Genomic DNA, 25,015 nt, shown 5'->3' with positions numbered 1-25,015 from the left:
TCCGCCCCGTGAGGCGCACCGCCGCCCGACGGCCCGCCTCCGGCGCGGCGGCGCTGCTCGGCGCGGCGGCGCTGCTCGGCGCGGCGGCGGCGCAGGCCGAGCCGGCCGCGGCGGCGCCCGGCGCGGCGGCGCCACAGGCCGCGGCGCCGCCGGAGCGCGCGCGGCGCGAGATCGCGTGGGACCCGCGCTGGACGGGCTTCCGCGCGAGCGAGTACGTGGCCACGGGCCTCCTGGCCGCGACCGCCTTCGGGACGCTGGCCATCCCGCCGTCGGAGGGCCGGTGGACGACCGTGAACGGCTTCGACGGCTCGGCGCGCCACGCCCTGCGCATCCGGAGCGATCGCCAGCGCGAGATGGCGCGGGACGCGAGCGATCTCCTGCTCACGCTGATGACCAACCACCTCGCGGTGGACGCCCTGCTCGTCACCTGGTGGGGGCACGGGCGCGGCAGCGTCGCGTGGGAGATGGCGATGATCGACATCGAGGCGCTCGCGTTCAACGCGGCCCTGAACGGCGTCGTCGCGGGGCTCACGAGCCGCGAGCGCCCCTACCGCGCCGGGTGCACCGGGCCGGAGGAGCAGCAGGACCGCGACTGCCGGGGGAGCAAGCGGTACCGGAGCTTCTTCAGCGGCCACAGCTCGACCGCGTTCACGGCGGCGGGGCTCGTGTGCTCGCACCACGCGCACCTGCCCCTGTACGGCGGCGGCGCGCCCGACGCGCTCGCGTGCGCCGCGTCGCTCGGGACGGCGGCCGCCGTGGCGATGCTGCGGGTCGTCTCGGACCAGCACTTCGCGACCGACGCGCTCACGGGCGCGACCGTCGGCGCCCTCACGGGCTTCGGGCTCCCGTGGCTCCTGCACTACCGCGGCGGCGCCCCGGCGGCGGACGCGCCGCGCGGGGACGGCGTCTCGATCCGCTTCGTGCCCGCGCCGCTCGGCGGAACCCTCGTGGGCAGGTTCTAGCGATGGCGCCGCGCCGCACGCTCGCCGCCGCCGCGGCGCTCGCCGCGCTCGCCCTCCCGCCCGCCGGGGCCCGCGCCCAGGACCCGGCCGACCTGCCGCCGCCCGCCGTCGATCCGCCGCCGGTGCCCTCGGGGGTCGATGTCCTGCAGAAGCGCTCGTACTGGGCGCGGAGCGCGGGCGCGCGCCCGTTCGTCTCCGCGGTCATGGATCTCGGCGTCATCTATTACAGGCCGAGCCTCGCGGTCGGCTTCGGCAAGCCGCACTGGTCCTGGCTCGGGATCGAGGGCTACGCGAGCGTGTCGCCGAGCGGCGGCGCGGAGTACGTGGGCCTCCGCGCGGCGCTGCCCAGCGTGGAGATCCGCGGCGGCGCGCGATACGCCTTCTCGACGAGCCAGTACTTCCTCGAGCCCCGGGCGTCGTACACGCGCAGGGACACCGAGCTCATGCTGGGCCCCCTGTCGCGCTACGTCGCCGCGGAGATCGAGGTGTCGGGCTCGATACCCCTGCTCGGAGGCAACCTGTTCGGCGTGGGGACCGGCTATGCGGTGCTGGGCGCGCCCGAGGGATTCACTCTCTACGAGGAATCGCTCCATACGGTGATGAAGCCGCCGTATCTCTACCGCGCGCGGCTCGGCTTCCTGGGGGAGATGGACCGGTACGGCGAGCTCCGGTTCGGCGCCGCCGCCGAGGTGCTCGGCAACCCCGGCCGCGGCAGCATCATCGTGCGCATCGGCCCGGTGCTGGCCATCTCGCTGACACACCACCTGGACGCGGTCGGGACGGTGATGGTGGTGGCGGCGGCGCCCGATCAGCTCGGCTTGCTGGGCGCGGATCTCGGGCAGCTCGGCCTGCGGTACCGGTGGGCGACCGGCGATCGTTGGCCTGAGTTCCCCTGACGCATGCGCCCGTCGCGGGGCGTGGTAAGCGTCTCGGCATGACCAAGCTCATCCCCCTGACCTTCCTCGCCGCGGCGCTCGCGGCGTGCACCCAGCCCGGCGAGGCCAGCGCGCCCGCGGCGGCCGGCGCCGTCGCGGCGCAGCCCGCCGAGGCGAACGCGGCCCAGGCGCCGGCGACGCAGGCGAAGAACGCGAAGCTCGGCCAGCCCGCGCCCGATTTCACGCTGCCGGACCTCGACGGCAAGCCCGTCAAGCTGGCCGACTACAAGGGCAAGACGGTCGTTCTCGAGTGGTTCAACCCCGGTTGCCCGTTCGTGCAGCTCTCGCACCGCAAGGGCGGCCTGAAGGACGCGCCGGCGCAGCACGCCCAGAACGGCGTCGTGTGGCTCGCCATCAACTCGGGCGCTCCGGGCAAGCAGGGCACCGCCAAGGACGAGAACGCGAAGGCAAAGCAGGAGTTCGGGATGAGCTACCCGCTCCTCGTCGACGAGAAGGGCGATGTCGGGCGCGCGTACGGCGCCGAGCGCACACCGCATATGTACATCATCGACCCGCAGGGCACGCTCGTCTACGCCGGCGCCATCGACAGCACGAAGGGCGGTGAGCCCGAGCCGGGCGAGCAGGTCACGAACTACGTCGATGCGGCGATCGCCGAGCTCGCCGCCGGCAAGCCGATCTCCACGAAAGAGACCGAGGCGTTCGGCTGCACCGTCAAATATTGAGCGACCCGCCAGCGGGCCCATCCCCCGCATCGCAGCTTGACCCACCTCGGCGTCACGTCGCGCGCCCCACAAATAGCGCCACGGACGTAGTCTCCCCCCGTTGATCTCTTTCGTCGCTCGCAGGCCGACAGCGCCCCCGCCACCCGCTCCCGCCGCGTAGGACGTCACCGCACGGGCCGCATCGCACCCGCGCGCCCTCCCCTCCTGGAAGATTCCACGACACGGGGACACGGAACGTCCCGGGTGTTGACATGGACGTAAACCCCGGTTTACCGTTGCACAACAGTTCTGTAACAACATCGCTCGTAGCTCACGTCCCAGGCGAGGCGCTCACTGGCAAGCGACCAGACGGTTCGGGAAGATGGCGAGTCGAGGCCATCGCGCTGGGAGCTGCCGAGGCAGGTGCTGATGCGAAGGTTCATGTCGATGCGCGCGCCGGCGATGGGCCATGCAGCGCGCTGCCGTTCGGGCGCGGTCGTCGCGCCCCTCCTCGGACGGGCTCGGCGCCCCGACCCCGGGGGCCTCCGCCTTCGATGTTGAAGAGGGTCCGACTCATGAGCCGGAGGGGAAGAGCGGGCCCGGAGGGCGCGAAGGCCGCGAGCCCGGTCGACGAGGAGCTCACGTCGAGGTCCGTCCCGCTCGCGCCCCAGAGCGGGCCGTCGCGCACCGCGCCGCCGGGGGGCTCGGGCGCCGCCCAGGACACGGTGTTCGAGTGCGTCGATCCGCCCTCCTCGCGCGTGCCGAGCCGGTTTCCCATCCGCGACTGGGACCGGTACGAGTGCGTGTCTCTCGTCGGCAAAGGGGGCATGGGAACGGTCTACAAGGCCAGGGACCCGCGGCTCCAGCGGTACGTGGCGCTCAAGCTGATCCGGGGCAACGACCCGGCTCTCGCCCAGCGCTTCATCTGGGAAGCGCAGGCCCAGGCCCGCGTCGAGCACCCGAACGTCTGCAAGGTGTACGAGGTCGGCGAGGCGCAGGGCCAGCCGTTCATCGCCATGCAGTACATCGACGGCCAGCCGCTCCACCGCGTGGCGCAGCAGATGTCGCTCGAGCAGCGGGTGAAGATCGTGGCCGACGTGGCGGACGGCCTCCACGCCGCCCACCGGCTCGGGCTGATCCACCGCGACATCAAGCCGGCGAACATCCTTGTCGAGCGGACGGCCGACGGCGCCTTCCGCCCCTACCTCCTCGATTTCGGGCTCGCGCGGGACACGGCCGTGGACGTCCGCGCGACCATGAGCGGCGAGGGGACGCCGGCTTACATGGCGCCCGAGCAGGTGTCCGGGGGCCAGCGCCAGCTCGACCGCCGCACGGACGTCTACTGCCTCGGCGCCACGCTCTACGAGATCCTCGCCGGGCGCCCGCCGTTCGTCGACCCGTCGGTGACAAGCCTCGTCTTGCGGGTCGCGCACGAGCTGCCCGTGCCGGTGCGCCAGATCGACCGGGGGATCCCCCTCGATCTGGAGACCATCGTGATGAAGTGCCTCGAGAAGGAGCCTCAGCGGCGGTACGACTCCGCGAAGATGCTCGCCCTCGATCTCGGGCGCTACCTCGAGGGCGATCCGATCGACGCGCGGCCTCCGAGCCTCGTTTACCGCGCCCTGAAGCGGGCGCGGAAGCACAAGCTCGCGGTCGCGGCGGGCGCCGCGGCGCTGCTCGTGCTCGCGCTCTCGGGCGCCGTCGCCCTCCGCGCGAAGCTCGCCGCCGCGCGCCAGGCCGAGCTCTCGGCGCACGTGGCGTCCCTGGCCCAGGGCTTCGGCCAGGACGGCAAGGAGATGGAGCTGTTCATGCGCTATGCGTACGCGCTCCCCCTCCACGAGGTATCGCGGGAAAAGGAGGTCATCCGCGCGCGCATGGGCGAGATCGACCGGAAGATGCAGGCCATGCGCGAGACCGCGGGCGACCTCGTCGAGGGCCCGGGCCACTACGCGCTCGGGCGCGGGCACCTCGCGCTGCACGAGCCCGAGGAGGCGCTGGCGCACCTCGAGGCGGCGCTCGAGAGCGGGTACGCCGCGCGAGAGGCGAAGTTCGCGGCGGGCCTCGTGCACGGGATGCTCTACAGGAAGGGGGTCGACCGGGCGCGGCGCCTCGCCGACAAGGGGGAGCGGTCCGCGCACCAGCGCGAGCTGGAGGCGCGGCACAGGGCCCCGGCGCTCAAGTACCTGAGGGACAGCGTGAGAGCGGCCGCGGCGCCGTCAGCGTACACCGCGGCGCTCATCGAGCTCTACGAGGGGCGGTTCGACGAGGCCCTCGCCGACGCGCGGCGCGCGTTCGCGCGGTCGCCCTGGGAATACGAGGCGAGGATGCTCGAGGGCGACATCCTGTTCGCGAAGGGGGCGGCGGCGCGCGACCTCGGGGAGCACGCGGCGGCGCTCGCCGAGTTCCGGAGCGCCGTCGTCTCGTACGAGGCCGCGGCGGAGATGGCCGAGAGCGATCCCGACGTCCACGAGGCGGCCGCCCGCGCCCTGAGCGAGATCATGCTGATCGAGTCGCAGCGCGGCGGGGACGCCGAGGCGATCTTCGCGCAGGTCATCGCCCGCTGCGACAGGGCGCTCCGCGCGAGCCCGCGCGCGAGCGGCGCCCACGCGAAGAGGGCCTGGGCCCTCGTGCACCGGGCCAGGCGCGACCTCGCGCGGGGCGCGGACCCGAAGCCGGACCTCGTGCAGGCGATCGCGTCCAGCGAGCAGGCGATCGAGGGGGACCCGTCGGACGCGACCGCGCACGGCGCGATGGGGGCGAGCATCTTCCTCCTTGCGTCCCACGAGAGCGCCCTCGGGGTCGACGTGTGGCCCTCGCTCGGGCGCGCGGTCGAGAGCATGCAGCGGTCGCTCGCGCTCGACCCGAGCTCCTTCTGGGCGTGGAACGACGCCGGCATCGCCTACGGCATGATGGCCGAGCGCACAGCGTCCCGCGGCGCCGATCCCCTCCCCCTCTTCGCGCTCAGCGCGTCGCACACCGAGCGGGCGATCGAGATCGCCCCGAACGACGCGCCGCCGCTCCTCAACCAGGGCTGGTTCTACGCGCAGCGGGCGCAGTACGAGCTCGACCACGGGACGCCGCCCGAGGAGTCGCTCGAGCTCGCCAAGGACAACCTCGAGGCGGCGCTCAGGCTGCGTCCGGACAGCCATCCATCGCATGGCGCCCTGGCCCTGACCTACCTGATCCAGGGCCGGCACGAGCGGCTCGCCGGCGGGAGCCCGGAGGTCTCGCTCGCGCGGTCGCTCGACGGCTACGGCGCGGCGCTGCGCCTCCGTCCGGAGGATCTCGAGGCGCAGCAGGGGGTGGGCCTCGCTCACCTCGAGGCGGCGCGGTGGGCGCTCGACCGCGGCGAGGATCCGACCGCCCCGCTCCGCGCGGCGAGGGGCGCGCTCGATCGCGCCCTGGCCGCGAGGCCGCACAACGCGGGGGCGCTCCTCGCGCTCGGGCACATCGACCTGCTCGCGGCGCGGTGGCTCGCGTCCCGGGGTAGGAGCCCTGCGCCGCCGCTCGACGCCGCGGAGCGCTCGCTGCTCCGCGCCCTCGAGGCGAACGAGCGAAACGCGAGGATCTTCGGCGCCCTGGCCGAGGTCCACCGGCTGCGCGCCGCCTCGCTCGGCCCCGGCCCCCGCGACGTGCGCGCGGAGGTCGAGGCCGGGCTCGCGCTGATCGATCGCGCGCTGGCCATCGATCCGGCGCTCCCCGCGGCGAGCGCCGAGCAGGGCGCGCTGCTCCTGCTGAAGGCGAAGGCGGAGCCCGAGCCGGCGCCGCGCCGGGATCTGGCCCGGCACGCCGGCGCGCGGCTCGATCGAGCGCTCCGCGACGCCCCCCTCCTCGCGCGCGAGTACGCGCGCTTCCTCGACGAGGCGCGGAAGGTCGCGGAGGCGGGCGGGGACCGGCCGTAGCGCTCGCGCTGCCGGGCAGCGCGTGCGCTACCGGCGTTGGGGACGCACGCGCTGCCGGGCAGCGCGGGCTGCGAGCGCTACGGGCGGCGCTTCGGGCGCGACAGCCTGGACATGACCTCGTCGTAGGCCCATTTGACGCGCATGAACTCGCGGGCGTCGCCGCCGCGATCGGGGTGCGTGACCAGCGCGAGCCGGCGGAACGCCCGGCGGACCTCGGCCGCGCCGGCGGCCTCCGTCAGGCCGAGCACCGCGAACGGCGACACGCCGCGCGCGGAGGCGGGCCGCGAGGGGGCGCGCCGCGGCGGATCGGGAGGAGGCGGCGGGGGCGCCTCCTTCCGACCGGCCGCGCGCGGCCTGGGCCAGGGGGGCTCGCCGCGCAGGATGCGCGTCCAGGCCGTCGCCCACGCCGGCTCGATCTCGACGAGCGGGCGCCCGGCGGCGCGCTCGGCCTGCGCCCGCGCCTCCTCCGCGGTCCGCGCGCCGCCCTGGCTCGCGTCCGGCGGGCGGAACGGCTCGCGCGCGGGCTCGGCCGTCCACCAGGCGGCCCACAGGAAGCGGCGGCGGCGCGTCGGGGTCACCGCGTAGACGCCGCGGAGCGGGAGCGTCATCGGGGCCGGGCCCTCAGAAGATCTCGGGGCACCACGGGGCGCGCGCGGCGTGGAACAGGCGATCCGCGCGCTCGATGGCGCCCTCCGAGAGCGCCTCGACCTGGCCGGCGTCGGCGAGGCACCGGAAGGAGACGCCGCCGAGGTACGCCGAGCCGAGCGCCGAGATGTCGAGGCGGACGTCCGGCGCCTCGCTGGTCCGCGCCGCGCGCCGCTCGCCCCCGTGCAGCCGGAAGCGGCCGGCGTTCCCGGGCAAGTCGCGGTCGGTGATCTCGAGCGTGAGCGGCTCGCCGCTGCCGTAGGCGCGCGCCGCGAGCGCGGCCTCGACGTCCACGATGCGCACCCAGAGCCCGTCGCTCGCCGTGAGGCGCAGGCGCCGCGGCTCGACGAGGAGCAGGCCGAGCGGGTGATCCGGCGGCAGGAGGCTCGCCTCGATCCGCTGCGCCAGGTCGAGGTCGAAGAGGTAGCGCCAGACGAGCCGGGTCCCGAGCGGCGTCGCGCCGATCGCCTCGATCACGCGGACCGAGCCGATCGGGATGTTGGACGCGTCCCACCGGTGGTGCACGCAGTAGAGCGCATAGGCCTCCGCGCGCCCGTCGACCTCGATCACGACGCGCTGCAAGGGGCCGCCCCCCTGGCGGGTGAAGTCGTTGTCGGCCAGCCGGCGGACCTGCCACCACACCTGCGACCGCGCGAGCATCCCGGGGACGGACGCGCGGGCGCGCTCCCAGACCGGCGCGAAGGCCTCGAGCGCCTCCGCCTCCCCGAGCAGCCGCGCCCGGCCCTGCGCGCCCGCCTCGTTGCGGAACGCGGTGCGCTCCCGCTCGATCGAGATGGAGCACGCCTGCGACGCGAGGCCGTAGCCGAAGCGGCCGTAGATGGCGCCCTCGGTGGCCCAGAGCGAGGAGATCGGCCGCCCCTCGGCCCGCGCGTCGTCGAGGTGCCGGCGGATGAGGGACGTGAGGATGCCGCGGCGGCGGTGCGTCGGCGTCACCCCGACCGCCGTGAGCCCGGCGACCGGGACGATGCCGCCCGGCGTGGTCATCGTGAGCGAGAACGAGCCGGCGGCCCCGACGAGCGACTCGCCGTCATACGCGCCGAGGCGCGACGTGAGCTCCGGGAGGCGCTTCGCGCCCTCGAGGCGCTCGGGGTCCGGGACCACGCCGAACGCGGTGAGGATGGGCTGACTGAACTCGGCCTGTTGCTCGGCGGTCATCTGCCGGAGCTCGATGTGCATGCGGCCACGATACCAAAGGAGCCGCGCATCCCGGCGCGGAGATCTCCGGCGGCGTCGTGCGCGCGGCGGCCTACGCGCTCAGCCGCTCCCGCTCTCGCGCGGCCGCACGCCGGATGCGCGTCTTCAGCCAGGCCTCGATGAGCGGCCACACCGTGAGCGGCGCGTCCCTTCCGACCACGACGTCGAGGTGGCCGCGCGGGAACTCGCGGTACGTCTTGTCCGACGAGCGGCTGAAATCGTAGGCGGGCTTGACGGACGCCGGCGGCGCGAGGTCGTCGCGCGTGCCCGCGATGATGAGCAGCGGCAGGTCCAGCTGCTCGAACCGCTCGGCGTAACCGAAGAGACTCCCCATGTGGTGGCCGCTCTTCCGCGACGCCGCCGCGTCCAGGAACATGTTCCGGAGCACCGTGATGCTGCCGCTGTCCATGGCGAGCGACATGTGCTGCGTGAGCACCCGGGTCTCCATCGAGCCCGGGACGAACCCCCGGATCGGCAGCGGAAAGATCGGGCTCTCGATGAACGCGCGCACGAACCGGAACGGCTCCCCCCACGCCGACAGCGCCAGCGCGCCCTGCCCGAGCGGGACCCGCTGGTCGAGCGTCAGCATCAGCCGGCCGAGCAGCGCGAGCGCCCGCGACCCGTGCGTGAACAGGTAAGGGCTCCCGAGCGTGACGATCCCGCCCACCGCGTCGCCCATCGTCGGCGCGGCCGCGTAGCTGACGAGGCCCCCGAGCGAGTGCCCGATGAGGTACACCGGCCGCGGCCCCGAGATGCGCCGGATCTCCTCGATCGCCGCCGGCACGTCCTCGCGGACGAAATCGGTCACGTGACCCGGCCGCCGCGCCCCGAGGTGCCGCGACCGCCCGTGCCCCCGCAGATCCAGGTTGAAGACGTCGAAGCCCGCCCGCGCCAGGTAGTTCGAGAAGCTGCGCGACGGCAGGTGCCAGATGTAACGGTTCTGGCCGTACCCGTGGATCAGCAGCACGCTCGCCACCGTGCTCCGCAGCCGCGCGCTCCGCTTGCGGATCATCGCGAGCGGCACATCGTGGACGATCCCCTCCCTGTCGCCGCCCGGGTCCTCCACGCCCGGCGCGCGCGCCCCCTCGATCCCACGGCTCGCCGGCGCGATCTCGTGCGCGGTGCTGCGGACCCGCACCACCACCAGCTCCTTGATGAACCTGTCCCGCTCATCGCGGTCGACGGTCTGCTCCACGTGAGACTGGTGCAGGATCATCCTTTCCGTCTATTGCGGATTATTTTGCTGTGCGCAACCTCGGCCAGGCACGCTTCGACGCCGCGCGACGACGGCGCGGGCGGCCGCCACGGTGCCGGCGTCGCGCGGCCGCTCATGCCGGGCGCGGGCGGGCGCGCTCTGGCATGCCCTGGTGGAAAAAGCTCTGCCGTGGGCGGTCCGCAGGCGTCACACGGCGCTGCGTCTCGTGTACCCTCCCCTCGGCTGGTACCCGGTGCACCGGGGCGCGCGGAGAGCCGGAGTCTGGCCTCGGCGCGCTCGTTCCGTGCATGCCCGGGTCCGGCCCTGACCTTACGCATCGCTAGGTGACCTACAATGTACCACTCGAAGATGGGTCGGCAGCTCGCGGTCGGGGTGCATGCCAGGGCCGCCGCGCTCGCCGCGCTGCTCGGCGCCGTGTGCTTCGCCGGGACTGCCCGCGCGCAGTCGGAGGACGGGCTCGACAGCGACCAGGACGACTCCCCCGCCGCGGACAAGCAGGCCAAGGACGAGCAGGCGCAGGGCGACAAGACGCCGGGTGAGAAGGACATGCTGCCGGAGGCGCCGCCGGAGGCGGCCGACGACAACAGCCCGCTCGAGAAGGACGGCAAGGCCCACAAGTTCATCGGCCTCCGGCTCCGGAACGTCATCGTCCCGAAGTTCATGATCAACCTCTTTGCCGACGGCGGCGCGTCGGTGAACGTCTTCATGATCGGCCCGGAGTTCACCTCGCGCAAGAACGGGCTCGAGATCGATCTGGCCGTGTCCTACGCGGACTACTCGATGGATCCCTTCCTCTTCAAGGGGAAGAACGACGACCAGTTCGCCTGGGAGATGGTGTCGAGCGACATGAAGCTCGTCTACTTCACGAGCGATCTCCTCTTCGACGTCCCGATCGACGAGAAGGGCCGTTTCTCGTTCCTTGTCGGCGCCGGCGTCGGGATCGGCGTCGTGTTCGGCAACCTCTACCGCGCCCAGGCGTACCCGGGCGGCGCGGGGTCGAACCCGAGCCCCGACGACGTGCGCGCCTGGAACAAGTGCTCCGGCGCGGGCGGCCCTTACTGCGACGCCTCCAACAACCATTACGGCGACTACGACGAGCCGAGCTGGGTCAACGGGGGCTCGAAGCCGTCGGTGTTCCCGTGGATCTCGTTTCCGCAGGTGAGCTTCCGGTACAAGCCGATCAAGCAGCTGCAGACGCGGCTCGACGCCGGCTTCTCCATCACGGGTTTCTTCATGGGGCTGTCCGTCGGGTATGGCCTCTGAGCGAGGGACCAGGTGACGCCGCCTCCGCTGTTCCCCCCGCGGTATGAGCCGATCGGGACGCTCGGAAAGGGCGGCGGCGGCGAGGTGTGGGCGGTGCGCGACCGGATCACCGGCAAGACGGTCGCGCTGAAGACGCTCGGCGAGGACGCGGACGAGCCGGAGGTGCTCGCGCTCGTCCGCGAGGCGGCGGCGCTGTCGGGCGTCGAGGGCCTCGGCGTGCCGCGCGTGCTGCGCTTCGGCCGGCTGCCCGCGTCGGGGCGGCCCTTCATGGTGCGCGAGCTCGTCGAGGGGACGAGCCTCGCCGATCTGCTCGCGCACAAGGGCGACCTGGCCAGGAACGTCGCGGCCATCGCCGGCGCGGCCGACCAGCTCACGCGCCTGCACCGCGCGCTCCTGCTGCACGGCGACGTGAAGCCCGCGAACATCATCGTCGGCGAGGGCGGGCGCGCCACCCTCGTCGACCTCGGCCTCGCCGCGCCGTTCCGTGACGACGGCTCGCGGCCCGTGGGCCTCACGCCCCGCTACGCCGCGCCGGAGCTCTTCAAGGGCGACCCGCTCACCGTCCGCGCCGAGGTGTTCGCCCTCGGCGCGACCCTCTCCGAGGCCCTCCGCGACAGCGCGGTCCAGCGCGATCCGAAGGTCGTCGACGCGCTCCAGGAGGTCGTCGACCGGGCCACCGCCAGGGACCCCAACGCGCGCTACCCGAGCGCCGACGAGCTCGCGAACGCGCTCCGGCGCGCCGCGCGGCTGCCCTGCGGGCAGAACGAGGAGACCGCGGGGCCGGCCGACGCGGGCGCGCGGCCCGGCGCGGGCGCGGTGGTCTGGCCGATCGTCGGGCTGGACGCGCCGTCCACGCGGCTGCTCGCGCAGATCCTGGCGCTGCCCGCGGGCGGCGGTCTCTCGATCGCCGGGCCGCCCGGGTCCGGGCGGAGCGCGCTGCTCCGGCGCATCGCGTGGTCGCTCGAGGTCGGCGGGTACGCCGTCGCGTGGGTCGAGGCGGCCAGCGGGGCCGACCCGCGCGAGGCGCTCGCGATCGAGCTGTCGGGGCACGACCTCGGCCGGGTGACGGCGCTCGTCGACGACGCCGACCGGCTCGGCGACGCGGAGCGCGATCGGCTCGACGAGGTGCGGAGGGCCGGCGGCAAGCTCGTGCTCGTGCGCGGGGAGCCGCCGGGGCGCGGGTTCGAGCGCTTCGAGATGGCGCCGCTCGACGAGCAGGTCGCCCGCGAGCTCGTGCAGCGCACCATCCCGTCGCTGAGCGACGCGGTGGCCGCGCACGTCGTCGCGCGCGCGGGCCGGTGGCCGGGGCGCATCCGCGAGATCGTCGCGCGCATCGCGCGCGCGCCCGTCGCGTCGACCGAGGACGTCGATCGGCTGCTCGACGCGCCGCCCGCCCCCCGGGCGGAGGCGTCCGGGCCCGGCGGCGCCGGCGAGGAGAGGGCGGCGCTGCCGCCCGCGGAGATCCACCGGCTGCTCGACCGCGGCCACTTCGACGCGGCCGCGGAGGCGCTCGGCCGGTACCAGGGCGACTGCTCGCCCGTCGTGGTGTCCATCCTGACGATCGCGCGCGCGCGGCTCGCCATGAACCGCGGCGACACCGCGCGGGCGCTCGCGGAGCTCGCGCGCGTGAAGGACCAGGTCGAGGCCTCGGGCGACCCCGCGCTGGCGGCGTTCTGGTCGCTGCAGATGGCCCGGGCGCTCGTCCGCACCGGCGACTACGGCGAGGCGGAGCGCCGCGCGGGCGAGGCCGTCGAGCGGGTGGGCCCGGTCAAGCTCGAGGCGGAGCTCGCCGGGGGGTCGCCCTCGCAGATCGCGACGGCGGCCGCGTTCGGCGCCTCGCCCGAGGCGATCGTGGCCGAGGCGGTGGCGACGCGCGGGCTCGCGCAGAGCTTCGCCTCGCGGCACGAGGACGCGAAGCGCACGCTCGAGCACGCGGTCCGGCTCGCGCGGCTCACGGGCGAGCCGCGGATCCTGTCGGTCGCGCTCGTCTCGCTCGCGTTCGCGCTCCAGCGGGACGACCGCCTCAGCGAGGCGAAGGCGGTCTACGAGGAGGCGCTCACGGCGGCGGAGCAGGCCGGCGACGCGGGCACGCTCGCGACGACCCGCCTGAACCTCGCCGCGCTCACGAAGCTCCAGGGCGACCTCGGCGCGGCCATCCGCCACCTCGAGGCCGCCGTCGACCTCGGCCGGCGCTCGGGCCGCGTGGCGACGATCCGGCAGGCGCTCCTCAACCTCGCGAACCTCGATCTCTACCTCGGGCGGCTCGCGCGGGCCCGCGTGTCGCTCGACGCGCTCGCCGCCCAGCGCGCGGATCTCGCGCCGCAGCAGCACGCGCAGCTGCTCGCGCTCGAGGCGGAGCACGCGGCGCGCTCCGGCGACCTCGAGCGGGCCGAGCGGCTCTGCCTGGAGTGCGCCGAGGCGTACGAGGCGATGGGCCGGCGGATCGACGGGGTCGAGGCGCGGCTCGAGCGCGTGCTCTTCGCGGTGGCGCGCGCCGGCGCGGACCCGCGCGTCCTCGGCGAGGAGATCGACGTGGCGTCGGAGCGCCTGGGGACGACCGGCGCCCATCGCGCGCTGCTCGCGCTGGCGCGCGGGCGCGTCGCGGCGCTCGCGCGCGACGAGCGGCGGGCCCGGGCGGCGTACGACGAGGCGCTCGACGCGGCGCGCGCCGCGGGCCAGCGCGACTGGATCTGGCGCGCGCTGGAGGCGCGGGCGCAGCTCGAGACGGAGCGGGGGCACCTCATCCGGGCGCGCCACGACCGCGAGGAGGCGCTGAGCACGCTGGAGGAGATCGCCTCGAAGCTGCCGCGCGACCTCCGGGAGGTCTTCTGGAACGACGGGCGGCGCAAGGAGATCCGGGCGGCGGCGATGCTCGAGCTGATGAGCAGCCGCACGGTGCCGTTCACCCAGCAGAGCGCGGCGCCCTCGCCCGGCGCGGCGCCCCAGCAGGGCGAGGACCGGCTGGCGCGGGTCCTCGAGATCAACCGGGCGATCGCGGGCGAGTACGATCTCACGCGCTTGCTCGCGAAGGTGACCGATCACGCGATCGCGCTCCTCCAGGCGGAGCGCGGGTTCATCATCCTGCAGCGGCCGCCGCGCGACGAGCCGCCGCCCGCCGCGGGCGAGGCCGCGGTCGACGTCTCGATCCACGCCGCGCGCGACCCGGCCGCGGCCGACCTCTCGATCCACGCCTCGCGCGACCAGGCCGGGGACGACCCGCACGCGCGCTTCTCCAGCTCGATCGCCGAGCGGGTGATCTCCACGGGCGAGCCGGTCGTGACCGCGAGCGCGCGGGACGACGCGCGCATGAGCGATTACGTCTCGGTCCACCAGCTCATGCTGCAGTCGGTCGCGTGCGTGCCGATCCGGCAGCGGAGCGGGCAGGTGATCGGCGCGCTGTACCTGGAGACCCGCCTGAGCGCGGCGGCGAAGTTCGAGGCCGAGCTCCCCACGCTGACGGCGCTGGCCGATCAGGTGGCGATCGCGATCGAGACCGCGCGCCTCGTCAGCGAGAACGAGCGCCGCGCCCGCGAGCTCGAGCGCGCCAACGAGGAGCTGCGCGCCGCGCGCGCCAAGCTGGAGGAGCTCCTCGGCCACCGCACCGCGCAACTCGCCGCGACGCGGCGGGATCTGCGCTCGGCGCGCGCGGTGATCCGCGGCCACTTCGGCTACGAGGGCCTGGTCGGCACGAGCGAGGCGATGCGCCGCGTGTACGCGCTGATCGACCGGGTGAAGGACACCGACATCCCGCTGCTCATCACCGGCGAGAGCGGGACGGGCAAGGAGGTCGTCGCGCGGACGATCCACAACGCGAGCCCGCGGGCGAAGAAGCCGTTCGTCGGCGTCAACTGCGGCGCGATCCCGGAGCACCTGCTGGAGAGCGAGCTCTTCGGGCACGTCCGCGGCGCGTTCACGGGCGCCGATCGCGACCGCAAGGGGCTCTTCCGGGAGGTGACCGGCGGCACCATCCTGCTCGACGAGATCGGCGAGATGCCGCAGAAGATGCAGGCGGGCCTGCTCCGGGTGCTGCAGGAGAAGGTCGTCCGTCCCGTCGGCGGCGCGCGCGAGGAGCCGGTCGACGCGCGGGTCATCGCGGCGACGCACCGGGACCTCGCCGACATGGTCTCGCGCGGCACGTTCCGCGAGGATCTCTTTTACCGGCTGCACGTCGTCGAGGTGCGGGTCCCGGCGCTGCGCCAGCGGATCGAGGACATCCCGCTGCTCATCGACTACTTCCTCGGGATCTTCGCCGCGCGTTACGGCCGCGATCGGCGCAGCGTCTCGCGCGCCGCGCTGAAGCGGCTGTCGGCGTACAGCTGGCCCGGCAACGTGCGGCAGCTCGAGAACGTGCTGCTCAACGCGTGGGTCCTCTCGGACCGCCCCGAGCTGGAGAGCGACGATTTCGAGCTCCCCGACGCGGCGCCGCGGTCGCTGCGGAGCCTCGAGGCCGCGTCACCGCCGCCGAGCGGCGCGCGCGGCGGGGCTCCTGCGAGCGCCGGCCGAGCGCCGCCGTCGAGCGACCTTCACCGCCTCGAGACGTCGCTCGACGCGCACAAGGCGAGCGAGCGAGAGCGGATCCTGGTTGCGCTCTCGAGCTGCAACTGGAACCGGGTGAAGGCGGCGCAGGTGGTGGGCCTGCCGCGCCGGACGTTCTACCGGCGCCTGAAGGAGTACGGGATCCAGTGACGCGGGGGCCGCGCTCGGGGCAGGGCGCGGCGTCGAAACTGGCGAAACTATTGGAGAAGCAGAGCAGGGTCCGGCCGATGTGGTCGGGGGCGTGGAGGGGCTTGGGTCCAACGATGGGTCCAAGGCGGAGCTCGGGGCCGTGACCGAGCGGTCGCCGGCTGCCCAGGCATCGCCGCGGTCTCCGGTCGACGTCGAGGGCGCGCAGGGAGGCGCCGCGCCGGCGGTGCTCGTCGTCCACGCCAGCGCCCCGCTGCCCTCGCCGGGACCAGCAACGGCGTCGTCGGGCGCCCCGGGGGCGAGCTCGCCGCGAGCGGTTCTGCTGGAGCAGCTGACCGAGATGGTGCGGACCGCGCTCGTCGCCGGCGACCTCGAGGCCGCGCGCGTGGCGAACGAGGCGCTCGGCAAGCTCCTGACGGCGCCCGAGCAGCCTTCCGGGCAGGCGGCCGACGTCGTGCGCCTTTCGGCCGAGCGCGCCCGGCGGGGACGGTGAGCGCCCGGGGTGACGCGCAGCTCGGCGCGCTCGCGGAGTTGCGCGTCGCGGCGTAGGCTCAGAAGGAACCGGCCGGCGAGGGTTGCCGCCCTCCCGGCCGACGACGCGAACGAGCGAGGTTCACGTGAGCGCCATTATATCGGATGAATCAACTCCGGACAAGTCACGAGAGGCCGACACCGGGTCAGACGACTTCGACGAGACCGATTCCGACGATGTCCCAGTTCTAACCACTGACTCTGGCTTCTATGAGCGATTGGCACGACGCCACGACGCGCACAGGCTAGCGGTTCTCCTCGCGCTTGACCTAAACGCGCCAGAAGATGTGGAGGACTTCCTAACCGACAACTGCTCGACGTGGCTCGACGCAGAGGGCAAACCTGTCCCGGTAGCAGATCCTCGCGACCCCAAAACCATAAGCAGACTATGCATGGCGCAAAAGCTTCTGGTGGAGGTATCTAAAGCGCTCGCCATATTCTCTGATCGCAACTGGGTTGCCTTGGAGCGCGGGGTAGAAGCAATGAATTTTGGCGTAGAAGACCAGAGAGCAGAAGTGATGCGCCTGATAGCCAGATACCGCGACGGTGTCATTGCCGATGGCCCACCAGAGCACGACATAGAAACGCTCAGTCTGCAATACATGCTAAAGAGCCTAAACCAGCTTGCCCCAGAGTTCAGGAAAGTAACATACGAGTGCGCATTCAGTTGGATGATTCGTCTGGTTGATGAGTCGTCGCGCCCGGAGGGATACGCTGGGCGAGTGGTAGGAGAAGCAACGGTCGCCGCGGCGCTGTCTTTGGAGGCAGGCGCCTTTGGCGATGCCTGCGGCGCCAACCGCGACGGTACCGCCGAGACGCTCGAGGATGCACGCGCGCGCCTGGCGAAGGCCTACAACAAGGTCAGGAGCAGGCGGTAAGCTTCGCTCTCGCCGGGACGAAGGCACACCTGACAGGTGTGTGATTTGCAGCTAACACCCCGATAGCATTTCTGGGCACACCTGACAGGTGTGCGTTGCAGCCGCATACCCAAGCCGCATCCTCCAGGCATGCAGCAAGCGGTGAAGAATACCGGGGCTGTCGTTCCTCCGGAGGAGGTACGGCAGGGCGTGTTGAACCTCATCAAGAAGATTGGAGAGCCCGCGGCGCTCGCGCGGCTCGACATCAGTCGACAGACGCTCGCGCGCGTTGCGGGCGGCCTGCCGGTCCGACGAGCAACGGCGGAGATCGTCGCGATCCGCCTCCAGAACCCGCAGGGCCCCAAGGCCGCCTGACGATGAGCGCGCCGTGCGCCGGGCTGGTCCTGGCGATCGTGCGCCGGAAAGGTGCCATGTCGAAGGCCACTGGATCGGGTACGCAGACAGGAGCGCAAGGCGTTCCCAAGGAGCTGGCCGGCTTCCTCGAGCTCGTCCGCGGCATCGTCCGCGGCATCGTGCGGGAGGAGCTCAAGAGCGGGACGCACGCGACGGACCGGCGGATCCGGCACGACAGGATCGCGCGCCCCCGGCGCGCCCTGCTGGCCGACATTCGCGCGGGCAAGCTCGCCGCGCAGAAGATCGGCAAGTTCTACTTCGTCGAGCCGGACGCGCTCGAGCGGTACTACGCCGCGCTCGCGCAGGAGAAGCCGGAGCCGGAGGGCGACGAGTTCGAGGCCACCATGCAGCGCGCCGGCCTCCGGAAGGGGGCAAGCCGATGAGCCCCCGCGGGGCCCCTCGGCAGGGCGTGCCGCGCTACATGGTGGGGTCCGCGGAGCTCGGGATCCTCGAGCTTCACGCGGTGTCCAGCGCTCGGGCCGTCGAGATCTGTGGCGAGCTCGAAGCATCGCGCATCGCTGCGCGCCTGCGGACCGAGCCGCCGCCCGCCGGCTTCATCTACGCGCTGCTGATGGTCCCGAGCTACGGCGTGTCGATCGCTGCGATCGAGCGTCTGAGCGTCACGGACGCGCCGGTAGGTGAAGCATGAGCCGCCCGAACAGGGCCGCCCGCCGAGCTGCCGCGCTCGCGGCGAGGCAGAACGCGGTGACCTCGCCCGCGTCCTTCGGTGCCGCGCTTCTCCCCGAGCTCCGCCGGGGCTACCAGGCGATCCGGAGGTACGTCGAGACGAGCCCGACGCTGCCGGAGCATCCAGAGCTTCTCGTGCTCGTCTCGACCGACGACGGCGCCCCGACGAGCGCGCCCACCCTGCAGCTCATCTCGAGGGGCCTCGTGATGCTGGCCGCCCTCGCCGACGGGCGAGACGACATCGCCGCCGCCATCGAGCGCGCGCCGCCGCCAAACGCGATCCGGATCCTCATGCTCGGCCCGAGAGGCGTCCGCGGGCCATACCAGGCTGGAGAGGTCGAGTGGATAACGTCGGCCGGCAGCGTCCCCATGAACGCCTTCGGGGGTTCGGCTTGAACGCTCCGATCGTCGGCACGACAGCGCCCGCGAACGACGCCACGACGGTGGACGACAGCGGAGATCAGGGACGCGCCGAGGTGTTCGCCTGTCCGGACGCGACCGGCGCCGACGACGACATCGAGCGCCAGGCGATCCAGGACGAGCCGCAGGCCGCGCAGGGGCGCCCGGTGAAGCCATCCGCGCCGCGCGAGCAGCAGCCCTCCAAGGTCGCGCCGCCCAACCTGGCGGAGCTCTGCGGCACGTTCCCTGGCGTGTTCAAGCGTATCCCGACAGGGATAGAGCCCCTCGACAACGCGACGGGGGGCGGGTTCCAGACGTCGCGCTTCATCGTCATCGGCGGAGCGCCCGGCGCGAACAAGACCTCTCTCTTGACGTCGCTCGGCTACAACTGGGCTTCGCGCGGCGTCGCCGTGAACGGCCAGCGGCACGAGGTGCTGGTGGTCATCTTCGCCACGGACGAGCCGCGCCACGGCATCCTGAGCCGGATCGGCCAGATGTACGGGCTCTCGCGAGCCGACCTCGACAGCGAGGACACGGGCGTGTCCGGCCCGGCATGGGCCAACCTGCGAGATCGCCTCTCGGATACAGGAGACAACCTGGCGATCTTCGACTCCCGCTTCGAGAACGTCTCCGTCGAGGATGTCATCGAGTGGGCGGCCGCGAACGCGAAGGGGCGCCGGGTCGCTGTCATCGTTGACTCGCTGCACTCCGCGCCGTTCAGCCTTGACGACCCCGCGCAGGACTCGCGACTCAAGATGGAAGCACGCGTCAAGCGCATGACCTACCTCGCCACGAAGCACAAGATATGCCTTATAGCGACGAGCGAGCTCAACCGCGGCTCGTACCGGAATCGAGTGCAGGCCGAGAACTCCTCTGACCTCGCGGCGTTCAAGGAGAGCAGCGGCATCGAGTACGGCGCCGATCTCGGCCTCTTGCTTCGCAGCGTGCCCGAGGGGAAGGGGCTCGTGATTGACGTCTCCATCGCCAAGAACCGGCTCGGACCGAACGAGATCAAGTTCAGGCTGGAGAGGGGCGCGCGGCTGGACTTCCGCGAAGTGCCAATCCCGGAGGAAGAGCAGAACATGAGCGGCGCCAACGGCGGAGCCTGCAAGCTCGAGCGCGACATCATCGAAGCCGTGAAGAGGTCCGGCGGTGCGTTCAAGAGCGCAAACGACATCTGCACGAAGGTCAAAGGACGGAAGCAAGACATCCTGCAGAAGTTCAAGGAGCTCCGCGCGGCGGGTCGGCTCGTGCACGTCAACGGGGTGATCCGCGTCGGCTCGGTCCCCGAGGCCGGCGCGCGCGACTCTTCGCCGGATGCAGAGGCAATGCCCTGCAAGAAGTGCGGGGGCTCGGGCAAGCTGAAGGAGTACGAGCACAACGCGGATGGCGTGTGCTTCCGGTGCGGCGGATCCGGCGTCGACCCCGGACGGGGCGGCGGTGGGGCGCCGCCGGCGGAGCGCCGATCGCCCTCGCCGCTCGAGGACTTCGACGACTACCCCGAGCCCCCGGAGCCGAGCAGCGCGCCGTCCTCGGAACCGCAGCGGCCGCCGCGCGAGCCGAGCACGAGGAGCAAGCCGACGTCGACGCGCCCGCCATCGCCGGACAACCCGATGCAGGGGATCGTGAGCGCGATGGTCGCCATGTTCCAGCAGCACGGCGCCGCGCCGAGCTTGGACTGGATGCGCGCGCAGCTCGTCGCCGAGCAGGGCTGGCGCACGTGGCAGATCAAGGCCGGCTGGGACGAGCTCCGACGCGCAGGACGGCTGGAGAAGCGCGGGAAGGGGCCGCAGGCGATGTTCTACCTGACTGACCCCGTGCAGGCTGCCGCAGGTGAGCGCGGAACCCCTCCTGAGACGCCAGGCGACAAGCCGTTGTCGCTCGCCGTCGGGACCAGTTGATATGTTCAACATACTGACTGTCCACAGCTTCTTGGCCCCATGAGCGATCGCATCTGGATCGCCGTGACGTTCGGGAAGCCACGCGGGCGCGGCTTCCGCGGCTGCACGCACACCTTCTGTTGGTGGCGAGCCGAACCGCAGCGCGAGCCCTTCACGCCGCCTACCGGCATCGGCGGCGGGACGAGCGCGGAGGACGCGAGGATCAAGGCAGAGGATCTCGCCCGCCGATGGATCGGCCGCGATGCGCAGGTGATCGAGCTCCCGCCCATGTGGGCCCGGGCGGCGCGCTTCTCCCTCCAGGGCGATCCCCCCTGGCCAGCCGAGCGGAGCACCAGCAGGGAGGTGCGCGATCGGGCGTTCGCCGACTCTTTGGACGAGCACCGACGCGAGGAGCTTGCCGCCCACGTTCGGCGCGTCGGGTACGCTGCCGCGACGCTGGAGACGAGCGTCTTCCTCTCGCACGGGTTCGGCGCCGTCGTCCGGTTCGCGATCGTCGGTCGCGAGGGCGGCGCCGTGGTCGTTGAGCACGGCGCCCACGGCGCCCACGGCGATGTCGACCGGGTACGCCTCGACGCCGCGGAGCTCGTTCGCGATGGCCGGGCGTGGTCCAAGAAGCACCGCACCTACTTCTACGCGCCGCCGCCCGAGAAGCGCACGCGGACCCGCCATGCGCACGGACGCCCCGGACCTCGAGCGGCCGCCGGCAGCGCCCCGAACACCGCGCAGGCCTACGCCGCTCTCGGCTTGCCCGACGGCGCGCCTGAGGCCGACATCAAGCGCGCCTTCCGGCGCCTAGCGCTGGAGACGCACCCGGACCGCGGCGGAAGCGCCGAGGACTTCATCGCCGTCCTGCGTGCCCGAGACGCCGCTCTCGCCGCCGTCGCCAGCCGGTAGGGCTGACGTGCCTGCAGACTTCGCCGGCGAACTCCGAAGCCGGGTAGACACGGCCATCGCCCAGCTGCGCGGAGCGCCAGCGGAGAGGCCCTGGCCGAGCTCCGATACGACGAACAGCCCGACGGCATCGACGTGGCCGCCCTCGCCGGTGGACACGGGCATGCTCCACACGTCGGTCAGCTCCCGCGGGGCATGGTGCTCGCCGCCCGCGGTGGGGGGTCGCTCGGTCAGCGACCCGGCGACCAGGGGTCCCCGGTCGCGTCCGGAGAGGCGCGGAGTCACTCTCCGAGTGATGCTGGTTCCGCTGGTTCCCGCGGTTCCGGAACCACGGGAACCGGTTCCCGGTTCCTGGTTCCCGCCCTATAGGGCGGGAACCGGAACCGGAACCGATCCGTGAGAGAGCGGTGCGAGAGGCGATCGCCCCCTGAGAGGTCGCGCCCTGCATGGCGGCGAAGGGAGGCGTGCTAACCTTTCGTAAGCGAAGGAATGCAGCACACCCAAGACCTCGTGGTAGTGGCCCGCGGCAACGGCATCTCCCGCCAGCTCCTGCGTCGCCGTATCGAACTCGGGTGGAGCCGAGAGAGGGCCTCTACGGAGCCGGCGCGGCCGCGCACGAGGATCCCGGCGGCCGTCGTCGCAGAGATCCGGGTGCGTCGTCTGCGGCACGAGCCCTTCCGGGCCATCGCTCGCGAGCTCGGGGTGTCTCTCGGGCAGGCGTTCGGGGTGGCCCATGGGAGCGAGCGCAAGCAATGCACCGTGTCAAACCAGTGACGCACTGTGACGCAAAGGCAGCGGTCGAATCGACCGCGTTGTCAACGATTGTCAATTTTCGTTCGGTACAATGTGGGAGTTTTTTATACTGACAACGGAATAGCGGCTAGGGCGCGCCTTCATTTGCGGGAAACTGAAGGGTTCAGCGTTCAGTATGCCCGTTCAAGTCGAGCCGCTGTAAGGTTCATGTCAACGTTTTCCGCTTCAAGCTGAATTCTTGCCGCCGCCTTGCGTCATGGCACGCGAGGTGTGCCACGACCGAAGCGCGCCCGTCGCGACGCGATGGCCCAACGTGGCACAGATAGGCGCGCCCCCTCGCCGCCTCCCTGGGCAGGGCAGAGGAGCTCGCGGTGGGGGTCGCCGTGGGGCACGAGCGCGACACGCCGTCGCGCGCCGCCGTCGAGCGCGAGCTACGGCTCGTCGGCGTCGCCCTCGCCGATCTCGCCGCCGGTGTCGCGTCGTCGGCGCCGTCGAGGACGAGATCGCCGGTCGCGCCCCCCGGTGCCGCCCTGCCGGTGTCCAGCGCCCCGCCCCCCGGTCGCCGGTGCGCGCCCTGCCGGCGTCGTCGGCGCCATCGAGGACGAGCTCGCCCTCGCCGCCGTCGAGCCGATCACCCGGGGCACGAGCTCGCCGCAGGGCAGGACGTCGAGCACGAGGTGCGGCTCGCCCTGGCCACGAGGTGCGGCCGCGGCGCTGCCGGTCGTCGGTGCCGCCGATCTCGGGCGGTCGCCGATCGCCAGGCGTCGCCGTCCCTGGGCACGAGCGCGAGCTCGCCGGTCGCCCCCTCGTCGCCGTCGAGCACGAGGTGCGCGCCCGGCCGTCGCCGATCTCGCCGGTGCCGCCGCCGTCGGTGGGGCACGCGGCCGCCCTGGGCACGAGCTCGCGGTGGGTCGCCGTGGGGCAGGGCGGTGCCGCCGGTCGCGCCGTCGAGCACGAGGTGCGCGCCCTGGGCAGCGCCGCCGTCGAGCGCGCCCTCGCCGCCTTTCGCGCGATGCCTCTGCTGTGAATGTTTCGCGTGCGAAACATCGCCCGCGGGGCTCGACTATCGGTCGCGCTTCGATAGGTCGTGATGAGTCGCAATAGACGATCTGGTTGACGTCTTTTCGCGCCACATCAAGCACATCGCTGGACAGTAGCAGTGAATTGCTCAAGCTATGCACCCATGAGCAGCAAGCGCCCTATTACGATGGTGCTCGACGCCGCGCTCGAGGACCGCGTCAACACCCGTCGAGTCATCGGCAAGAAGATCCGCAGTTTTTCCGACGTTGCCCGAGAGGCGCTGGCCAAAGGGCTCGACGTGCTGGAGCAGGATCGCCCGGCGGCGCCTCATCAAGAGGCTACCTGACACGCCCGCGCCCGCCTGGCGCATCACGACTGCTGCTGCGCTCGTCGCGGCGCTGGAAGGACAATGGTCAATGAAGGTCCGCACGTTCAAGCTCGATGCCTCCGCGCTCGCCGCGGCCCACTGTTCGGGGGTGCTCGCCCTGCACGAGAGTGCCTTGGGAGGCATCTTCTCGCTCGCCGATGAGGCGCCCCCCGTCGCTGGCGCGACCCCGGCGGCGCGCGAGCGCGTCCGGGTGGTCAGCATCGCCGGGCCGCTGCAGACCCGCGCGCAGCACCACATGTGCGGGTACGCGGACGGGTACGACGCGATCGTGTCCCGCGTGGGAGCGGCGCTCTCGTCCGCCGACGTCGACGCGGTGGTGCTGGACGTGCTCTCGCCCGGGGGCGACGCCGTCGGGAACCTCGAGGCCGCTCGGCGCCTCCGGCAGATCGCGAAGGATGCCGGAAAGCCGCTGCTCGCCGCGGTGACGATGGGCTACTCGGCGGCCTACGCGCTCGCCAGCGCCGCGGAGGCGATCTACGTGCTGGCATCGGGCGGCGTGGGATCGATCGGTACGATCGCCGTCCACGTGAGCGAGGCGCGCGCGCTCGCGCTCGAGGGGCTCGACGTCACGATCCTCCGCTCGGACCCCACGAAGGCGGCGGGGCATCCTGCAGAGCCTCTCTCCAAAGAGGCGCGCGCGGAGCTCCAGAAGCTCGTGGACATGTTCGGCGCCTCGTTCCGAGAGCTCGTCTCCGAGCACCGGGGCTTGTCCGCCGCCGACATGGACGAGTTCAAGGCACGCACGCGGCACGGCGTCGCCGCCGTCGATGCCGGCCTCGCCGATGGGATCGGCTCTCTCGAAGACGTGGTCGATCTCGCCGCGGTGCGAGCCGTGACGCGGACAAGGAAAGGACACAGCATGGCATTCTCATCCAGGCTCCAAGCTGCGCACTCGGCGCCCCCCGTGAACCGCGAGGAGCATCGCCAGGCACCGGCCCTCGCCGCCGAGACGGGCGTCGACCTCTCGATTGCCCGCCAGGCGATCGAGCAGGTGCAAGCCGCGTTGCAGCCGCCCTCACTTCCCCCGGCGAACCGCGAGGAGCATCGCCAGGCACCGGCGCGCGCCGTCGTGAGTGATGAAGTCATGGCGTTCGAGACGGGCGCCAGTCTCTCGGTTGTCCGGATGGCGCGCGAACAGGTGCAAGCCGCGTTGCAGCCGCCATCGGCTCGCCCCGTCGCGAGCGTTGCCGCGCTGGCCTCGAGCGAGGGCGTGAGCGTCGATGTTGCTCGCCAGGCGCTCGAGCAGGTGCAAGCCGCGTTGCGGGTTCAGGGCCAGGCCTGAGCCTGGCGTCAACAGTACACCAGGAGGAGCGCCCCCGGGCGCACGAAAGGCCCATGAGAATCAAGCAGACAGAACGACTCCACCCTTCCACCGTCGTGGATGGGTGGCTATCGGGCTCGAACGATGCGGAGATCGAAGCGCTCGTGGCGAAGCACGCCGCGACCCTCGCACCGCTCGAGAGCGCCGAACGCGAGGCCGCCGAGACGATCCGCCGGTGCGAGGACGCGAACGCAGCGCTAGTGGCCGCAGAGCGCCTGTTCGACGCGGAGCCCATCGATGCGAACGATCGCGCCGAGAAGGAGCTGCGCACGGCGAGGGACCTCGCTGTGTCGCGTGCCGAGCGGGCCCGCCGGCGCCTCGAGGAAGCCCGCGCCGCCCTCGCCGCCGCGGAGAAGGCCGTCGCCGTCGC

General features: G+C 72.6%; 21 protein-coding genes. 17 read left to right on the top strand and 4 right to left on the bottom strand.

Annotated elements, in window-relative coordinates:
• Window positions 1-8 precede the first annotated feature (8 nt).
• The 4 genes from WMF28_RS02020 (at window position 9) to WMF28_RS02005 (ending at window position 6,461) form a co-directional block, all read left to right on the top strand.
• Entirely contained in the window at window positions 9-962 is a 954-nt protein-coding gene (locus tag WMF28_RS02020) for a phosphatase PAP2 family protein (protein ID WP_437600323.1), read from the top strand.
• 2 nt (window positions 963-964) lie between these two features.
• Entirely contained in the window at window positions 965-1,858 is an 894-nt protein-coding gene (locus WMF28_RS02015) for a hypothetical protein (RefSeq protein ID WP_437600322.1), read from the top strand.
• 38 nt (window positions 1,859-1,896) lie between these two features.
• Complete coding sequence (locus tag WMF28_RS02010; protein WP_437600321.1) at window positions 1,897-2,580, top strand: thioredoxin family protein; 684 nt, start codon at window positions 1,897-1,899, stop codon at window positions 2,578-2,580.
• A 554-nt stretch (window positions 2,581-3,134) separates the two neighbouring features.
• Window positions 3,135-6,461, top strand: coding sequence for a protein kinase domain-containing protein (locus WMF28_RS02005; RefSeq protein ID WP_437600320.1), 3,327 nt, complete (start codon window positions 3,135-3,137; stop codon window positions 6,459-6,461).
• A 77-nt stretch (window positions 6,462-6,538) separates the two neighbouring features.
• Here the strand turns inward: WMF28_RS02005 and WMF28_RS02000 are convergent, their stop codons facing one another.
• The 3 genes from WMF28_RS02000 to WMF28_RS01990 form a co-directional block, all read right to left on the bottom strand.
• Window positions 6,539-7,069 carry a DnaJ domain-containing protein gene (locus WMF28_RS02000; protein WP_437600319.1) on the bottom strand — a complete coding sequence of 177 codons (531 nt, stop codon included), beginning with the start codon at window positions 7,067-7,069 and terminating at the stop codon, window positions 6,539-6,541.
• 13 nt (window positions 7,070-7,082) lie between these two features.
• On the bottom strand, window positions 7,083-8,303 hold the full coding sequence (locus WMF28_RS01995) for a GNAT family N-acetyltransferase (protein WP_437600318.1): 1,221 nt from the start codon (window positions 8,301-8,303) through the stop codon (window positions 7,083-7,085).
• A gap of 70 nt (window positions 8,304-8,373) precedes the next feature.
• Window positions 8,374-9,537, bottom strand: a complete 1,164-nt coding sequence (locus WMF28_RS01990) for an alpha/beta hydrolase (RefSeq protein WP_437600317.1) — start codon at window positions 9,535-9,537, stop codon at window positions 8,374-8,376.
• A gap of 348 nt (window positions 9,538-9,885) precedes the next feature.
• Between WMF28_RS01990 and WMF28_RS01985 the strand changes: the two genes are divergently transcribed.
• The 10 genes from WMF28_RS01985 to WMF28_RS01940 all read left to right on the top strand — a co-directional run bounded on the left by WMF28_RS01985 (window position 9,886) and on the right by WMF28_RS01940 (window position 21,166).
• Window positions 9,886-10,800, top strand: coding sequence for a hypothetical protein (locus tag WMF28_RS01985; protein WP_437600316.1), 915 nt, complete (start codon window positions 9,886-9,888; stop codon window positions 10,798-10,800).
• Window positions 10,801-10,812: 12 nt separating this feature from the next.
• Window positions 10,813-15,486 carry a sigma 54-interacting transcriptional regulator gene (locus tag WMF28_RS01980; RefSeq protein WP_437600315.1) on the top strand — a complete coding sequence of 1,558 codons (4,674 nt, stop codon included), beginning with the start codon at window positions 10,813-10,815 and terminating at the stop codon, window positions 15,484-15,486.
• Window positions 15,487-15,577: 91 nt separating this feature from the next.
• Window positions 15,578-15,976: a hypothetical protein gene (locus WMF28_RS01975; RefSeq protein ID WP_437600314.1), complete on the top strand. Its 399-nt coding sequence runs from the start codon at window positions 15,578-15,580 to the stop codon at window positions 15,974-15,976.
• Window positions 15,977-16,100: 124 nt separating this feature from the next.
• Window positions 16,101-16,892: a hypothetical protein gene (locus tag WMF28_RS01970; protein ID WP_437600312.1), complete on the top strand. Its 792-nt coding sequence runs from the start codon at window positions 16,101-16,103 to the stop codon at window positions 16,890-16,892.
• A 189-nt stretch (window positions 16,893-17,081) separates the two neighbouring features.
• Window positions 17,082-17,246: a hypothetical protein gene (locus WMF28_RS01965; RefSeq protein WP_437600311.1), complete on the top strand. Its 165-nt coding sequence runs from the start codon at window positions 17,082-17,084 to the stop codon at window positions 17,244-17,246.
• A 56-nt stretch (window positions 17,247-17,302) separates the two neighbouring features.
• Window positions 17,303-17,668 carry a hypothetical protein gene (locus WMF28_RS01960; protein WP_437600310.1) on the top strand — a complete coding sequence of 122 codons (366 nt, stop codon included), beginning with the start codon at window positions 17,303-17,305 and terminating at the stop codon, window positions 17,666-17,668.
• Window positions 17,665-17,934 (top strand): hypothetical protein, encoded by a 270-nt coding sequence (locus WMF28_RS01955; RefSeq protein ID WP_437600309.1) that lies wholly within the window; start codon window positions 17,665-17,667, stop codon window positions 17,932-17,934. Before WMF28_RS01960 ends, WMF28_RS01955 begins: the two co-directional genes overlap by 4 nt.
• A complete protein-coding gene (locus tag WMF28_RS01950; protein ID WP_437600308.1) occupies window positions 17,931-18,368 on the top strand; it encodes a hypothetical protein in 438 nt (145 codons plus the stop codon). The genes WMF28_RS01955 and WMF28_RS01950 overlap by 4 nt, the downstream gene beginning before the upstream one ends.
• Window positions 18,314-20,272, top strand: a complete 1,959-nt coding sequence (locus WMF28_RS01945; RefSeq protein WP_437600307.1) for a DnaB-like helicase C-terminal domain-containing protein — start codon at window positions 18,314-18,316, stop codon at window positions 20,270-20,272. The genes WMF28_RS01950 and WMF28_RS01945 overlap by 55 nt, the downstream gene beginning before the upstream one ends.
• 39 nt (window positions 20,273-20,311) lie before the next feature.
• Complete coding sequence (locus WMF28_RS01940; RefSeq protein ID WP_437600306.1) at window positions 20,312-21,166, top strand: DnaJ domain-containing protein; 855 nt, start codon at window positions 20,312-20,314, stop codon at window positions 21,164-21,166.
• A gap of 1,181 nt (window positions 21,167-22,347) precedes the next feature.
• On the opposite strand, the gene WMF28_RS01935 is transcribed toward WMF28_RS01940, so the two are convergent.
• A complete protein-coding gene (locus WMF28_RS01935) occupies window positions 22,348-22,590 on the bottom strand; it encodes a hypothetical protein (protein ID WP_437600305.1) in 243 nt (80 codons plus the stop codon).
• Between the two features lie 53 nt (window positions 22,591-22,643).
• Here WMF28_RS01935 and WMF28_RS01930 point away from each other — a divergent pair, with 53 nt between their 5' ends.
• The 3 genes from WMF28_RS01930 (at window position 22,644) to WMF28_RS01920 (ending at window position 24,606) form a co-directional block, all read left to right on the top strand.
• Window positions 22,644-22,943 (top strand): hypothetical protein, encoded by a 300-nt coding sequence (locus WMF28_RS01930; RefSeq protein ID WP_437600304.1) that lies wholly within the window; start codon window positions 22,644-22,646, stop codon window positions 22,941-22,943.
• A 156-nt stretch (window positions 22,944-23,099) separates the two neighbouring features.
• On the top strand, window positions 23,100-23,282 hold the full coding sequence (locus tag WMF28_RS01925) for a hypothetical protein (RefSeq protein WP_437600303.1): 183 nt from the start codon (window positions 23,100-23,102) through the stop codon (window positions 23,280-23,282).
• A 70-nt stretch (window positions 23,283-23,352) separates the two neighbouring features.
• Complete coding sequence (locus tag WMF28_RS01920) at window positions 23,353-24,606, top strand: S49 family peptidase (protein WP_437600302.1); 1,254 nt, start codon at window positions 23,353-23,355, stop codon at window positions 24,604-24,606.
• Window positions 24,607-25,015 lie beyond the last annotated feature (409 nt).

Origin of the sequence: Sorangium sp. So ce590 (assembly GCF_051521365.1) — a bacterium.
Taxonomy (GTDB): domain Bacteria; phylum Myxococcota_A; class Polyangia; order Polyangiales; family Polyangiaceae; genus Sorangium.
Note: the sequence above shows the minus strand (reverse complement) of the source record. Positions and strands in the feature narration are given on the sequence as shown.

Excerpts from the sequence above, each read along its gene's own strand:
- WMF28_RS01990 (WP_437600317.1), bottom strand. The coding sequence starts at position 9,537 with ATGATCCTGCACCAGTCTCACGTGGAGCAGACCGTCGACCGCGATGAG.
- WMF28_RS01985 (WP_437600316.1), top strand. The coding sequence starts at position 9,886 with ATGGGTCGGCAGCTCGCGGTCGGGGTGCATGCCAGGGCCGCCGCGCTC.
- WMF28_RS02010 (WP_437600321.1), top strand. The coding sequence starts at position 1,897 with ATGACCAAGCTCATCCCCCTGACCTTCCTCGCCGCGGCGCTCGCGGCG.
- WMF28_RS01950 (WP_437600308.1), top strand. The coding sequence starts at position 17,931 with ATGAGCCGCCCGAACAGGGCCGCCCGCCGAGCTGCCGCGCTCGCGGCG.
- WMF28_RS01940 (WP_437600306.1), top strand. The coding sequence starts at position 20,312 with ATGAGCGATCGCATCTGGATCGCCGTGACGTTCGGGAAGCCACGCGGG.
- WMF28_RS01925 (WP_437600303.1), top strand. The coding sequence starts at position 23,100 with ATGAGCAGCAAGCGCCCTATTACGATGGTGCTCGACGCCGCGCTCGAG.
- WMF28_RS01955 (WP_437600309.1), top strand. The coding sequence starts at position 17,665 with ATGAGCCCCCGCGGGGCCCCTCGGCAGGGCGTGCCGCGCTACATGGTG.
- WMF28_RS02000 (WP_437600319.1), bottom strand. The coding sequence starts at position 7,069 with ATGACGCTCCCGCTCCGCGGCGTCTACGCGGTGACCCCGACGCGCCGC.
- WMF28_RS02005 (WP_437600320.1), top strand. The coding sequence starts at position 3,135 with ATGAGCCGGAGGGGAAGAGCGGGCCCGGAGGGCGCGAAGGCCGCGAGC.
- WMF28_RS02015 (WP_437600322.1), top strand. The coding sequence starts at position 965 with ATGGCGCCGCGCCGCACGCTCGCCGCCGCCGCGGCGCTCGCCGCGCTC.
- WMF28_RS01960 (WP_437600310.1), top strand. The coding sequence starts at position 17,303 with ATGTCGAAGGCCACTGGATCGGGTACGCAGACAGGAGCGCAAGGCGTT.
- WMF28_RS01995 (WP_437600318.1), bottom strand. The coding sequence starts at position 8,303 with ATGCACATCGAGCTCCGGCAGATGACCGCCGAGCAACAGGCCGAGTTC.
- WMF28_RS01920 (WP_437600302.1), top strand. The coding sequence starts at position 23,353 with ATGAAGGTCCGCACGTTCAAGCTCGATGCCTCCGCGCTCGCCGCGGCC.